The sequence below is a fragment of the Hymenobacter nivis genome (assembly GCF_006439025.1).
In the GTDB taxonomy this organism is placed as follows: domain Bacteria; phylum Bacteroidota; class Bacteroidia; order Cytophagales; family Hymenobacteraceae; genus Hymenobacter; species Hymenobacter nivis_A.
In genome coordinates, this window is the sequence record NZ_RCYZ01000001.1 from 322,393 (window position 1) to 335,556 (window position 13,164).

The window sequence follows — 13,164 nt, forward strand, 5'->3', positions numbered from 1 at the left end:
TGCGCGGCGGCCGGCACCCTCGCCGGCCCCGCTTCTGCCCTATGCTTCCCCACTTGCTTTTTGATTTCGGCGGCGTCCTCATCGACATCGACTACGACCGCACCCCCGCCGCTTTCCGCCGCCTAAGCCGGGCGGGCAGCACCGTGGAATACAGCCAGGCCACGCAGGCCGGGCTGTTCGACCTGCTCGAAACCGGCCAGGTGACCCCGGCCGAGTTCCGCGACGGGCTGCGTGCAGCCTACGACCTGGAGGCCACCGACGCGGAAATTGACCAGGCCTGGCACGCGCTGCTGCTCGATGTGCCCGCCGAGCGCCTGGCTTTGGTGGCCGAGCTGCGCCGCCAGGGCCACCAGACGGCGCTGCTCTCCAACACCAACGCGCTGCACATCGCCGAAATCAACCGGCGGCTGGCGGCGCAGTACGGGCTAAAGCACGGCATTGCCGACTGCCTCGACCGCGTATTTTACTCGCAGGAGGTGGGGCTGCGCAAGCCGGGCGAGGCGTTTTTCCAGCACGCGCTGCGCGAAATGAACTGGCGGGCCGAAGACGTGTTGTTCATTGAAGACAGCCCCCAGCACGTGGCCACCGCCCGCCGTCTGGGGCTGCGGGTGCTGCACCTGGCCCCGCCGCTCACCCTCACCACCGCCCTGCCCGAAGCCATCCGTGCCTTTCCCCGAGAATACGCCCCCCCCGTTGCCTGAGTTTGCCCCCGCGCCGGGGCAAGGGGGCCCCGGGGCCCCCTTGCCCCGGCCCGAGCCGCTGCCCCTACCCGAGCTACTGACCTCCCCGCCGGCAGACTTCGCCGGGGGCCTCGGCTGGGGCTTCCGGCGCTACGAGCGGCTGCCCGCGCCGCCGGCCCGGGTGTACGCCCGCCACCTGGGGCTGTTTTTGCTGACGCTGCTAACGACCACACTGGCCGGCGTGCAGCTCACGCGGGGCGACGTGGGCCTGCCGCCGCTGGGCGTGTGGGGGCTGCCGCCGCTGCCGGGGCCCGGCGAGTGGGCGCGCGGGCTGTGGTTTGCGCTGCCGTTTTTGGGGGTGCTCACGGTGCACGAGTTTGGGCACTACTTCACCGCCCGGCGCAACCGGGTGGCCACGTCGCTGCCGTACTTCATCCCGTTTCCCTTGGGGCTGGGCACCTTTGGGGCCGTCATCCGCATTCAGGACCGGATTTTTTCGCGGCGCGAGTTTTTTGACATTGGGCTGGCGGGGCCCCTGGCGGGCTTCGTGGTGGCGGTGCCGCTGCTCATTTACGGCTTTACGCACCTGCCGCCGCTCGATTATCTGTTCCAAATCCATCCCGAATACGCCCGGTTTGGGGCCAATTATGCGCAGTACGTGTACCCGCCGGGGGCCCCGGACGGCATCAGCCTGGCCCGGCCGCTGCTCTACCGCCTGCTTGAGTTTGGCTTTGCCGACCCCGCCCGCCTGCCCCACCCCAACGAGCTGCTGCACTACCCGGTGCTGCTCGCCGGGGCCCTGGCATTGTTTTTCACGGCCCTGAACCTGCTGCCGATGGGCCAGCTCGACGGCGGCCACATCCTGTACGGGCTGCTGGGGGCCCAGCGCTTCAACCGGCTGGCGCGGATGCTCTTCGTGGGCTTCATTTTTTACGCCGGGCTGGGGCTGTTTTCGCCGCGCTCGGCCCCCGATACGTGGCTGTACTGGGGCCCCGCCTACGCGCTGTACCTGGGGCTGGTCTGCTGGCGGGCGCTGCCCACGCCGCGCCAGGGCCTGCTGCTGGCGGCCGGCATCTGGGCGGCGCAGGTGGCCGTGGCGGCGGCCGTGCCGGGCGTGCTGGGCAACCCCGGCTGGCTGGTGTTTGGGCTGCTGCTGGGCCGCCTCACGGGCATTTACCACCCGCCCGCGCCCGACGACCGCGCCCTGAGCCGCGGCCGCCAATGGCTGGGGTGGGCAATGGTGGTTATTTTTGTTCTTTGCTTCACGCCGTCGCCTTTTAAGTAGGTTGCGCGTTGTCGGTTGTTCATTTATGATTAACCGACTTCTATTTAACGCCTTCACAGCTGGCAACGAAAGGCTCGTAGCTAACACCAAGCGGCTCAAAGCGTTTTGCGCCTGACAGCTGACAACGAACACCTGACAACCAAAACATCCATGCATTTTCAGCAACGCCAGCTTACCCGCGCCACGCTGCTGGTCCTGCGCGAGCACGGCCTGTACGTGTGCGAGCGCAACGGCCGCGGCCACATTGCCCTGGAGCTGGAAATGCCCTACGAGGAAATTTTGCCCGTGCGCACCGAGCGCCGCCGCCAGGTGCCCCGGCGGCAGCTGCTGGCCCTGCTGTTTGGGGCCCTGTGGCTGGGGGCCACCCTAGTGCCCAGCGGCACCCTGGCTTCCCCCGAGGTCACCGATTTTTGGGGGTGGGTGCTGGTGGCGGCGACCGGCGCGGGGGGCCTCTTTTTTCATGGCCTGCACCGCTGGTGGAGCCAGCGGGTGCTGCACACGGCCCGCGCCCAGGTGGTGCTGCCCGACACGCCCACCGAACGCGCTGCCTTCCAGGAATTTGCCACCGCCCTCGAGCGCCGTGCCAAAACCTACCTGCGCCGCGAATACGGCACCGTGAACCCGCTCGGCAACATCGAGCCCCAGCTGCGCCGCGTGGCCTGGCTGCGCGAGCTCGACGTGTTCAGCCCCGCCGAGGCAAAGGCCCTCACCACGCGCCTCACCGGCCAGGTGCCCAACGCGCCCCTCACCAGCCTGGGCCAGGACCTGGACATGCCCTTCGTGAACTAGGGGCCCCGGGGCGGGCAACGGCCAGGCTCGACCATAACGCAGGGGCCCCAGGCCGCGTAGATTCGGGCCCACCCATTCCCTCCCGCCGCATGCCCCTTGCCCTTAACCCCGCCGCCGTCACCTTCGCCAGAAAGCTCATCGAAGCCGGTAAAATCAAGAACGACGCCGGCCACTGGGGCCAGCACAACCCCGACCCAGCCCACCAAAATACGTTCCTCCAGCAGCACGGCATGGCTGAGTACGCCAACTGGCACCTGGCCGTCGACGCCAGCCACCAGGAGTCAACCAAGGGCCGCTACAAGTTTCCGTACGGCGATTTCCAAACCGTGCACCGCGACGGCCTCATCGCCGCCAAGGAGCGCGCTGCCCAGCAAGGCTACGACGACGTAGCCCAGGCCGCCGCCGAGCTACTGGGCCTGCTGGAAGAATCCACCAAGTAGCATTCTCGGTTATTTACATAACTGCGGGGGCCCTGCATTCAGCGTTTACGCGCCGAACGCAGGGCCCCCGCGTTTTGCCTGAATTACTCCCCGCTCACCACCAGGCGGCGCGTCACGGCGCTGCCGTTGGCTAGGTGCAGGCGCACCAGGTACACGCCGGCAGCCAGGCGGCCGGGCGTGAGCCGGGGCCGGCCGGCCTCCGCAGCAGGCTGCTCCCAGATGGTGCGGCCCAGGGCGTCGAGCAGGCTGGCGCGGGCGAAGGCGGGGCCCGCCACGGCGATGGTACCGCCCGTGGGCAACGGATTGGGGTAGAGCGAGAACGCGGCGGGGGCGCCGGCGGCCGCGGGCGGCGTGGTGGCGGTAATTACCGTCTGGTTGTTTGTGAGCAGCGCGCGTACCATGGGGGCCCCCGCGGGCAGGGCCGAAAACGTGAGCCACGTGCCCTGGTTGGTGCGCCACAAGGTGTTGGCGGGGGGCGGGTTGTTCAGGTCGATGCCGTAGGGCAGAAACTGGCCGCGCGCGGTTTGGCCGTAGCCCACGTACACGCGCCCACTCACCGGCACGGAAGCACTAAAGAGCACGTCCACAAATGTTTGGCCGGCGGCCGAAGGATTATTGAGCGGGTTGAGCAGGGTGGCGGTCTGGGTCATCAGGGGCGTGGCGGCGGGCTGGCCGTTGGCATCGGCCCACACGCCCACGGTGATGCTGCGGTTGGCACCGTTGTCGCCCTGGGCGTTGTTGAGGAACACGGGGTAGAGGCGCACACCCTTCACCTGGTCGGGCTGGTTGAGGTCGAGGGCGTAGGCCAGGTACTGGATGGGGCCCGTGGACGTGGCCGGCAGCGCCAGCACGGCCTCCGCCGTGCCGTCGTCGAAGGCGTAGTAGTCGTTGAGAAACACGTCGCGGCTGAGCGTGTCATTGGGCAAGGTGCGGTCGCCGGCGGCCACACGGGTGTTCAGGGCCAGGGTGTAGCGCAGCTGCTTGGCGGCGGCCGTGGTGGGCAGCGGCGCCGTGCGGGCACTGCCGCCAATCACGGTTTGACGGGGCTGCGTGGGGATGCTGCGGCTGTCGGTCAGCCACGTGCCCGTGTAGCCACCGGCCACGTCCTGCACCGTGCCCGTCCAACTTATGGGCGTGGGAATGGGCCCCGGGTTGAGGTTGGTGATTTCGGCGTTGAGCATAGGGTTCAGCTCGGCGGCCGGCGCGGCGGCGTTGTACTGCCACCAGGGCAGGGCCGTGTAGCGTCGCAGCGGGTTGCCCAAGCCCTGGGCGGTGGCCAGGTCGGCGTAGGTAGTGTCGGTGGCCGTGCGGTTGGCATCCAGCACGAAGTAGTCCAGGCTCCAGGCGTCGGTGCTCACCGACACGTTGCCGGTGGCTAAAAACTGAAACTGAAACCCGGCGTGGAAGAAGCGCGCATCGGCCACGGCCACCGCTTTTTGCCGGAAGCCGCTTACCGCCGCCCCGCCGGCCAGTTGCTTCCACTGCGACACCCAGCGCCCGTCGCGGTCCAGGAAGAACAGCTCCAGCGCCACCGGCGCGCTGCCGCTGCTGCGCTCCGAGGGCCCCACGATGCTGCCTTCCTGCCAGGCAAAGGTGAGGTACACCCCGTTGCCGGGGCCGTAGCCGCTCAGGTCGATGGGCTGCGAGGTGAGCGAGTCGATGGCCCCGTAATTGGGCGTGTTGGCATAGCCCTGGCCGTTGGCCTTCAGCCCGTCGAGCGTGGCCACGCCCCGCGTGAGCGGGTGTACCGGCAGGCGGTTGTTCACCAGGGCCCCGCCGCCAGGCAGCCAGTTTTGCACCCGCGGGTTGCCCTCGCGTGGGGTCGTGAAGTCGTCGAAGAACGGCAGCGACAGGGCCGTGCCGCGCCGCGCCACCACGGGGCCCCGGGCCGGGGCCGCGCGGCTGGGGTCGGCGGGCAGGGGCTGCACGGGCAGCGCGTTCTGGGCCCGGGCGGCTAAGGCAAGCAGCAGCAGCGCCGGCAACAAGCGGAACAGTCGAATCATGCGGAACGAGGTGGTAGTGAGCGCCAACGCCGGGCCCGGGGCTTTAGTGCCTACGCAAGCCGCCAGCGCTGGTTCGGCGCCAAGGCGGGGCCCCGGGCGGCCAGCTTTTCACCAGCGGCCCGGCAACCGCGGGGGCCCCAGCAACGGCTGGGCAACGATTCAGCAACTAGCGGGCCACTGGCGAAAAGCCAAATAGCCGCCCCGCGCAGCGGCTATTTGGCAATCCACAGGTCGACGAGCATTCCCATACGGATGGTGGCGTCGGGGCCCGGCACGGGGCGCTGGCGCACCACGGTGCCAGGCGTTTGGCCGTCTTCGGCGTCTTGCTCAAACACCTCCCCTTTTTGCAGGCCTTGGCCCACGAGCAGCGTAATGGCTTCATCCTGCGGCATGTTCACCAAGTTGGGCACCGGGAATTCCTGGTTGCCCAGGCCGTCGCCCACTTCCAGGTCGATGCGCGTGCCCTTGGCCACGGGGGCCCCAGGTGCGATTTCCTTACCGTTCACGAACTGCTTCAGCACCTCATTCTGATGCAGATTGGGCACCAGCTTGATTTGGCCCACCACTAGGTCGTAGCTCTGCAAAATGAGCTGGGCGTTCTTCACCGAGCCGTCCACCAGCTTGGGCATTTTGATGACCGGCGGGCGCTTCATGGCCACTTGCAGGTAAATTTTGCGGCCCTCCTTCACCTTTTCGCCCGGCACGGGGTCCTGCGTGAGCACCGTGAACGGGCGAATGCTGGGGTTGTAACTGGAGTCGTCCACGAAGTAGGCCAGGTTGCGCTCGTCGAGGTATTTTTCCAGGTCGGCCACGTTCATGCCGGTCACCTTGGGCACCGTGATGGTTTCGCCGTGGTGCGTGGTCACGGGCAGGTACACGTAGAAAAAGCCCAGCACGAGCAGCGCCGCCGCGCCCACCACCAGGGCCAGGTGCTTGGCCACGTCGAGCGGGGTGTTGGCTTTGAAAAAACTGGCCATTGCAATCAGTAACTAAAGTAAAAAAGCGAAGAACGGGCCCCGGGGCCCTAGCGCGGCGCCGGGGCCCCGGCGGCCACCCGCCCGGCCCGCGCCTTGCCAAATTCGAGGATGCGGTCCACGAACTGGTAGGGCGTGTAGCCGGCCAGCGCCGTTTGGTGGAAGATGCAAGTAGCGGGCGTCATGCCTGGCAACGAGTTGACTTCGATGATGATAACCTCCACCGCGCCGCTTGGCCGCACACGCACGAAGGCATCGATCCGGGCGTAGCCCTGGATGTCGAGCACCTCGGCCACGCGGCGCAGCACGGCCTTCACCTCGTTGCTCACGCGCTGGCGCTCGCCGGGCTCGGCGGCGTAACGGGCCGGCGTAATGTTCTGGCCCTCACCGGCCAAGAACTTCTCCTCCAGGCTCAGCACCTCGCCGTTGGCCAGGGCCTCGCTGGCCTCAAACACCTCAATGTCGAGCAGGCCGTCCTCGTCGTAGCTCGTGAGCAGGCCCCCGGTCACTTCCAGGAAGTGCGCGGCCCCGTCGCGGCTGATGAGTGTTTCCACCAAAAAGGCGTCCTTCTGCGGAAACTCCTCTTTGAAGCCCAGGTGCAATACCGTGGCGGGGCCCTCCAGCAGGTCCTCCTGGTCGCGGAACATCAGCTCCGAGAAGGCCACCAGCTCGGCGCGGTTCTTAATCTTTTTCACCGCCGACGAGCACCCGTCGTCGGCCGGTTTGGCAATGAACGGGTACGGAAACTGCGTTTCCAGGCTGCGGTAGAAGCTTTCGGGGTCGGCGGCCCACTCCAGGCGCGGGGCCATGCGGTGGTCGGCCACCAGCAGGCCTGCTTCGCGCAGGCGCCGGTTGGTTTCGAACTTGTTGATGGTGACGGCGCTGCTGGCCACGCCCGAGCCGTTGTAGGGCAGCCCGAATTTCTCCAATTCCTGCTGCAGGGCCCCGTCCTCGCCCGGGCGGCCGTGTAGGGCAATGAACACCTCGTCGGCCAGCTCGGCCAGCTCCGCAAACGAGATGCGGCGCGGCTGGGCCAGCCCCTGCCCGGCGTAGGTGCGCGTGAGGGCCCCGGCCTCGGCCTGGATTTTGGCCAGGATAGGGTGGGGGCCCTCGCCGGCCTCGGCGTGCTCAATTTTCTCGCGGATGTCGTCGGCGTTGTCCTTGAGCATCACGTTGATGGGCAGCACGTAGAGGCGGTGCTCCGCGGCCGAGCCGGTGAGGAACACCGGCACCGGCGCGTACTTGGCCGATGAGCTGAGCTTCTCGAAAATGTTGCGCCCGCTTTCCACCGAAATGTGGCGCTCCGACGAGTACCCGCCCATGATGACGGCCACGCGGATGCGCCCGCCCGCGCCGGCCTGCTGCCGGTCGGCCACCGCCGCGTCGAGCGTTGCCAGCAGGGCCCCCAGCCGCACCGGCGCCAAGCCGCCCGCCCGCCGCGCCGCCAGCGACGTGCGGATGAGGTAGGTAAGGAACTGGCTGGGGTTCAGGCCAATCTCGGCCGCTTGGTGGAAGAAGAACGAGGCCGGCAGCATGCCGCTGGTCGTGTTCGGGTCGTTGAGGAAGATGGTGCCGTCGGCCTGGATGAAGCCGTCGAGCCGCGCGTACACCTGGAAGCCGAACGTGCGGAACATGGCCTGGCACTGCTGCCGGATGCGCTCAATTTCGGCCTCGGGCAGGTCGATGGGCGTGATTTTGCGGGCCAGGCCGGGCAGGTACTTCGAGCGGTAATCAAACACCTCGCTGCCCTTCACAATCTCGGTAGGCGGCAGGGCTAGCGGCTCGCCATTTTCGTTTTCCACCACGATGCACGAGAACTCGCGGCCGGCCACGAAGGCCTCCACCAGCACGGCGGTTTCGCCGTGGGTGCTGGCCAGGCGCACGGCATCGGCCGTTTCAAACCAAGCGGTTAGGGCCTCCAGCAGCGCCTCGGGGTGGTAAATGGGCGCGGGCGCGGTAGCGGTCGGGGCCCCATTAGCGGCTTCGAGCACCACGGGCAGGCCAATGCCCTCGCGGATGTCGGCGAGCTGCTGCACCCAGGCGCGCTGGCCTTCCGCGTCCAGGCCTTGCCACTCGGCGCGGGTCAGCTTTTTGCGGAACAAGCTGCGCTCCACGGCCGCTTCGAACGCTACTAAGTTACTCTCCTTCAATATGCTAATACCGATACTACTACCTTGGTGCGGCGCCTTGAACACCAACGGCAGGCCCAGGGCCTCCACGGTGTCGGCCAGCACGGCGGCGGGGTCGGCGGCGTCCCAGGCGGCGGCAGTGAGCACGCGAAAGGCGGGCGTGGGCAGGCCCGTGGCTTGCAGCATTTTCTTCTGCGCCACCTTGTCGATGCCGAACGCGGAGGGCAAGATGCCCGAGCCCGAGTACGGCACGCCCAGCCACTCCAGCAGGCCCTGGATGGCGCCATCCTCGCCGCCCGGCCCGTGCAGGGCCAGGAACGCAAAGTCCATCAGCAGCGGCAGTTCTTCGGGCATCACCTGGCGGCCCACGCGGCTCAGGTGCGGGTCGAGCAGCGGGCCAGCGGGGGCCCCCAAGCTCTCCACGTACACCGACCACGGGTGGGCTGTGGGCGGCAGCGCGGCCACCGGTGGGTAGAAGTCGCGGATGGTGCCCTTGTACAAGTACTGCCAATCGAGCAGCAGGAAGCGCCCCAGGCTGTCCACAAAAATGGGCACCGGCTGAAACAGCGCCTTGTCCAGGTTATCGAAAACGGTGCGGCCCCCGGCAAACGAAATTTCCCGCTCGCGCGAAGTGCCCCCGAAAAAAATGCCAATTCTCATAGTAGCGCAAAGGTAAGGCGGGAGCGTTGGGGCCCCAGCCGTAGCGTGGACGCTGCGAGTCCGCGCGGTTGAACGGTCGCTGCAAGATCTGTAGCGCGGACTTTGTAGTCCGCGGCGCTACCCGGTCGCCCAACGATTAATCGGCAGGAAGAAGCGAGAGCCGCGGACTACAAAGTCCGCGCTACAGCGCAACGGCTACCGGCAGGACGAAACAAGCGGCGCGGATTACTGATTCAGCAGCGCCACCAACTCGGCCACCAAAGCGGCATCCGTTTCGAACTGCGGGGTGGTGAACAGGCCCGCGCTGGCCTCAGCCGGCACCAGGCGCTTGGCGCTGGCGTGCAGCTCGGGGGCCCCGGTGCGGGCGGCCAGCGCCTGCACATTGGCCGCCGTGATGCCCGCGCCGGGCATGATGCGCACGCGGCCCGCGGCTTGTGCCACCAGCGCGGCCAGCCGGTCTTGCCCCGCTTCGGCGGTGGGTTGGCCGCCGGAGGTGAGCACGCGCTGGCAGCCCAGGGCAATGATGGCCTCCAGGGCCCCCAGCTGGTCGGGGCAGGCGTCGAAGGCGCGGTGAAAGGTGACTTCCAGCGGGCCGGCGGCGGCGATGAGGGCCCGGCAGGCGGCCACGTCCACACGGCCGGCTTCGGTGAGCACGCCCAGCACCACGCCGGCGCAGCCCAAGTCGCGGCAGATTTCGATGTCGGTTTGCATGAGGGCCAGCTCGTCGGCGCTGTACACGAAGCCGCCCGGCCGCGGCCGGATCAGCACCATCACCGGGATGTGCAGGCGCGCGCGCACCGCTTTTATCAGGCCGTACGACGGCGTGGTGCCGCCCTGCTCCAGGTTTTGGCACAGCTCAATGCGCTGGGCCCCACCGGCTTGCGCGGCCAGCGCCGAGGGCAGCGACGCGGCGCAGATTTCCAGCGGCCGGCTCACTTCAGGAAGTACTCGCTGTTGACGAGGCGCGGCGTGTCGGTGGTGCTCAGCGAGTAGCTGAAGCCCTTCTGCAAGGCGTAGGCCCCGATCTGGCCCTGGCGGTTCACGGCGATGAACGCCACTTGGATGTCGCGCGCCTGGGCCCCCTTGATCTTGGCCACGCGCGCAACGGCCTCTTGGCAAGCGGCTTGCGGTGAGCGGCCCTGGCGCATCAGCTCCACCACGGTGTGCGAGCCGGCCATGCGGATCACGTCCTCGCCCTGGCCGGTGGCGGCTGCGGCGCCCACTTCGGGATCCACAAACAGACCGGCGCCGATGATGGGCGAGTCGCCCAGGCGGCCGCGCATTTTGAAGCCCATGCCGCTGGTGGTGCAGCTGCCGCTAAGGCGGCCCTGCGCATCGAGGGCCAGCATGGCGATGGTGTCGTGGTTGTTGGCCCCGCCGGCGGGGCCCGTGGGCCGCGTGCCCGAGTTTTCCACGTTGATAATGGGCTTGTACTGGCTGGTTTTCAACCACTCGCGGTAGGCTTTCTCGGCATCGGGGCTCAGCTTCTGCGCTTCGAGCGGGAAGCCCTGGGCCACGGCAAACTGCTGGGCGCCGGGGCCCACCAGCATCACGTGGGGCGTGCGCTCCATCACGCGGCGCGCCACGCTGATGGGGTGCTTGATGCGCTCGAGCGCGGCCACGCTGCCGCAGCCGTACTTGTCGTCCATGATGCAGGCGTCAAGCGTCACGATCCCCTCGCGGTCGGGGTTAGCGCCCAGGCCCACGCAGCAGCTCTGCTCGGCCTCGGTCACCATCACGCCGGCCTCCACGGCGTCGAGGGCGTAGCCGCCGGCGCCCAGTATTTTCCAGGCGCCGCGGTTGGCGTTCAGGCCGGCGTCCCAGGTGGAGATGACGAGGGGCTTGCCCACCGCGGGGGGGCCCGGCAGGGCCGCGGCGGCGAGTGGCGCGGTGGCCAGCCCGGCCAGGCCAGCGGCGGAAGAATGCAGAAATTTCCGGCGAGAAGACATAAAGCAAGGCAAATGAGTAGCGCCGCAAGATAGGGCCCGCCGCCAACTCGCGTGTACTTTCGCGCCGATGCTACTCCTCGCCGACGGCGGTTCGACCAAATGCAGCTGGTGCCTGCTCGACGACGCCCCCTCTACCCCGCCCACCCACTTCACCACCGAAGGCTACAACCCCTACTTCTGGGACTCGGCCGCTATTGCCGCCTCGCTGGCCCGCGGCCTGCCCCCTGGCCTCCGCCCCGAGCAGGTGCGCGCCGTGCACTACTACGGGGCCGGCGTGCTCTCGCCGGCCAAGGCCGAGGTGGTGGCCGGGGCCCTACGCCAGGTGTTCCCGGGGGCCCAAGTGCACGTGGCCGAAGACCTGCTGGCGGCGGCCCGCGCGCTGCTGGGACGCCAGCCGGGCTTCGCCGCCATCCTGGGCACGGGCACCAACTCGTGCCTGTTCGACGGCGAAAAAATCACCCACGTGGTGGAGTCGCTGGGCTACTCGCTCGGCGACGAGGGCGCGGGCACCTACCTGGGCCGGCTGCTGCTGCGCGACTACCTGCGCGGCCGGGTGCCGGCGGGCCTGGCGGCGGCCATGCAGGCTAGCCACGGCCTGGGCGACCTCAGCGAAGTGCTCGACCGGCTCTACGGCCAGCCGCTGCCCAACCGCTTCCTGGCCAGCTTTGCCCGGCTGGCGCGCGAGCACTACCACGAGCCCTACTGCCAGGCCGCGGTGGCGCAAACGTTCGAGGCGTTTTTCCAGCAAATTGTGACGCACTACCCCGATTATCAGCGCTATACTTTCAACTGCGTGGGCTCGGTGGGCTACCACTTCCGCGACGCGCTGGCCGAAGCCGCCGCCCGCCACGGCATGGCGGTGGGCCGCATCATTCAGGGCCCCATCGAGGCGCTGGTAGACTACCACCGCGCCCCAGCCGCGCGGTAGGGCCCCGGGCGCGGCGTCACAAAAGCCGGCGCGCGCCGTTCAATGGCTTGGCCGGGGCCCCGCGGGGCGTTCGGCGTTCTTCCGGCACCTTTGCAGCACTTTCTTCTCCTAACCCTCTCCCCTGCTCCATGAACACCCTGGATAACACCAACTTCGCCGGCCGCCGCGCCGTGGTGCGCGTCGATTTCAACGTGCCGCTCGACAAAGACCTGCACATCACCGACGACACCCGCATCCGGGCGGCCACGCCGTCCATCAAAAAAATATTGGCCGACGGCGGCGCCGTAGTACTAATCTCACACCTGGGCCGGCCCAAGGGCGGCTACGAGAAGAAGTTTTCGCTAGAAAGCCTCGTGCTGCGCCTCCAGCAGGAATACGGCCAGGACGTGCTCTGGGGCGGCGACGTGCTGAGCGACGAAGCCCTTGAAAAAGCCAAAAACCTGCAGCCCGGCCAAGTGCTGCTGCTCGACAACCTGCGCTTCCACAAAGAAGAGGAAGGCGGCAACCCGGCCTTTGCCCAGCGCCTGGCCGCGCTCGGCGACATCTACGTGAACGACGCCTTCGGCACGGCCCACCGCGCCCACGCCTCTACCGCCGTTATGGCGCAGTACTTTTCCCCCGAAAACCGGGTGGGCGGCTACCTGCTGCAAGGCGAGGTGGACAATGCCCGCAAGGTGCTGGAACACGCCGAGCGGCCCTTCACGGCCATCATGGGCGGCGCTAAGATCTCGGACAAGATCTTGTTAATCGACAAGTTGCTGGATAAGGTAGACAACCTGCTCATCGGCGGCGGCATGGCCTACACGTTTGCCGTGGCCCAGGGCGGCCACGTGGGCAGCTCGCTGCTGGAGGCCGACAAAGTGGACCTGGCCCGCGACCTCATCGCCCGCGCCAAGGCCAAGGGCGTGAACCTGGTGCTGCCCGGCGACAGCCTCATCGCCGACGCGTTTGCCAACGACGCCAACGTGGACGTGGCCCCCAACGACAGCATCCCGGCCGGCTGGATGGGCCTCGACCTGGGCCCCGACGCCCGCGAAGAGTTCGCCGACATCATCCGCGCCAGCAAAACCATCCTTTGGAACGGCCCGATGGGCGTCTTTGAAATGAGCAATTTCTCGCTCGGCACCGAGTTTGTGGCCCGCGCCGTGGCCGAGGCTACCGAGGCTGGCGCCTACTCACTCATCGGCGGCGGCGACTCGGCCGCGGCCGTGCAGCAAATGGGCTTCACCGACCGCGTGAGCTACATCAGCACCGGCGGCGGGGCCCTGCTCGAATTCATGGAAGGCAAGGAGCTGCCCGGCGTGGCGGCCCTAGGCTAAGCGCGGGC

11 protein-coding genes are annotated in these 13,164 nt (G+C 68.1%); 6 read left to right on the forward strand and 5 right to left on the reverse strand.

Annotated features, from left to right (window positions below):
- Window positions 1-41: 41 nt before the first annotated feature.
- The 4 genes from EAH73_RS01095 (at window position 42) to EAH73_RS01110 (ending at window position 3,194) form a co-directional block, all read left to right on the forward strand.
- Entirely contained in the window at window positions 42-701 is a 660-nt protein-coding gene (locus EAH73_RS01095) for an HAD family hydrolase (protein ID WP_140464457.1), read from the forward strand.
- Window positions 694-1,965 carry a site-2 protease family protein gene (locus tag EAH73_RS01100; protein WP_240047095.1) on the forward strand — a complete coding sequence of 424 codons (1,272 nt, stop codon included), beginning with the start codon at window positions 694-696 and terminating at the stop codon, window positions 1,963-1,965. The genes EAH73_RS01095 and EAH73_RS01100 overlap by 8 nt, the downstream gene beginning before the upstream one ends.
- A 150-nt stretch (window positions 1,966-2,115) precedes the next feature.
- Complete coding sequence (locus tag EAH73_RS01105; protein WP_140464458.1) at window positions 2,116-2,754, forward strand: hypothetical protein; 639 nt, start codon at window positions 2,116-2,118, stop codon at window positions 2,752-2,754.
- A gap of 89 nt (window positions 2,755-2,843) precedes the next feature.
- On the forward strand, window positions 2,844-3,194 hold the full coding sequence (locus tag EAH73_RS01110) for a hypothetical protein (protein ID WP_140464459.1): 351 nt from the start codon (window positions 2,844-2,846) through the stop codon (window positions 3,192-3,194).
- 83 nt (window positions 3,195-3,277) lie between these two features.
- On the opposite strand, the gene EAH73_RS01115 is transcribed toward EAH73_RS01110, so the two are convergent.
- The 5 genes from EAH73_RS01115 to EAH73_RS01135 all read right to left on the reverse strand — a co-directional run bounded on the left by EAH73_RS01115 (window position 3,278) and on the right by EAH73_RS01135 (window position 10,909).
- Complete coding sequence (locus EAH73_RS01115; protein WP_140464460.1) at window positions 3,278-5,197, reverse strand: T9SS type A sorting domain-containing protein; 1,920 nt, start codon at window positions 5,195-5,197, stop codon at window positions 3,278-3,280.
- 212 nt (window positions 5,198-5,409) lie between these two features.
- Window positions 5,410-6,174 carry a PASTA domain-containing protein gene (locus EAH73_RS01120; RefSeq protein ID WP_140464461.1) on the reverse strand — a complete coding sequence of 255 codons (765 nt, stop codon included), beginning with the start codon at window positions 6,172-6,174 and terminating at the stop codon, window positions 5,410-5,412.
- Between the two features lie 47 nt (window positions 6,175-6,221).
- The gene (locus tag EAH73_RS01125; protein WP_140464462.1) at window positions 6,222-8,960 is read right to left on the reverse strand and encodes a D-alanine--D-alanine ligase; all 2,739 of its coding nucleotides are present in this window, start codon (window positions 8,958-8,960) and stop codon (window positions 6,222-6,224) included.
- Between the two features lie 225 nt (window positions 8,961-9,185).
- A complete protein-coding gene (locus tag EAH73_RS01130) occupies window positions 9,186-9,896 on the reverse strand; it encodes a copper homeostasis protein CutC (protein WP_140464463.1) in 711 nt (236 codons plus the stop codon).
- A complete protein-coding gene (locus EAH73_RS01135; protein WP_140464464.1) occupies window positions 9,893-10,909 on the reverse strand; it encodes a N(4)-(beta-N-acetylglucosaminyl)-L-asparaginase in 1,017 nt (338 codons plus the stop codon). The genes EAH73_RS01130 and EAH73_RS01135 overlap by 4 nt, the downstream gene beginning before the upstream one ends.
- Before the next feature lie 67 nt (window positions 10,910-10,976).
- Between EAH73_RS01135 and EAH73_RS01140 the strand changes: the two genes are divergently transcribed.
- Both EAH73_RS01140 and EAH73_RS01145 read left to right on the forward strand, forming a co-directional pair.
- Window positions 10,977-11,837: an N-acetylglucosamine kinase gene (locus tag EAH73_RS01140; RefSeq protein ID WP_140464465.1), complete on the forward strand. Its 861-nt coding sequence runs from the start codon at window positions 10,977-10,979 to the stop codon at window positions 11,835-11,837.
- A gap of 128 nt (window positions 11,838-11,965) precedes the next feature.
- Complete coding sequence (locus EAH73_RS01145) at window positions 11,966-13,156, forward strand: phosphoglycerate kinase (protein ID WP_140464466.1); 1,191 nt, start codon at window positions 11,966-11,968, stop codon at window positions 13,154-13,156.
- Window positions 13,157-13,164 lie beyond the last annotated feature (8 nt).

Coding starts and splice junctions, on each gene's coding strand:
- EAH73_RS01095 (WP_140464457.1), top strand. CDS start 42: ATGCTTCCCCACTTGCTTTTTGATTTCGGCGGCGTCCTCATCGACATC.
- EAH73_RS01105 (WP_140464458.1), top strand. CDS start 2,116: ATGCATTTTCAGCAACGCCAGCTTACCCGCGCCACGCTGCTGGTCCTG.
- EAH73_RS01110 (WP_140464459.1), top strand. CDS start 2,844: ATGCCCCTTGCCCTTAACCCCGCCGCCGTCACCTTCGCCAGAAAGCTC.
- EAH73_RS01115 (WP_140464460.1), bottom strand. CDS start 5,197: ATGATTCGACTGTTCCGCTTGTTGCCGGCGCTGCTGCTGCTTGCCTTA.
- EAH73_RS01120 (WP_140464461.1), bottom strand. CDS start 6,174: ATGGCCAGTTTTTTCAAAGCCAACACCCCGCTCGACGTGGCCAAGCAC.
- EAH73_RS01125 (WP_140464462.1), bottom strand. CDS start 8,960: ATGAGAATTGGCATTTTTTTCGGGGGCACTTCGCGCGAGCGGGAAATT.
- EAH73_RS01135 (WP_140464464.1), bottom strand. CDS start 10,909: ATGTCTTCTCGCCGGAAATTTCTGCATTCTTCCGCCGCTGGCCTGGCC.
- EAH73_RS01140 (WP_140464465.1), top strand. CDS start 10,977: ATGCTACTCCTCGCCGACGGCGGTTCGACCAAATGCAGCTGGTGCCTG.
- EAH73_RS01145 (WP_140464466.1), top strand. CDS start 11,966: ATGAACACCCTGGATAACACCAACTTCGCCGGCCGCCGCGCCGTGGTG.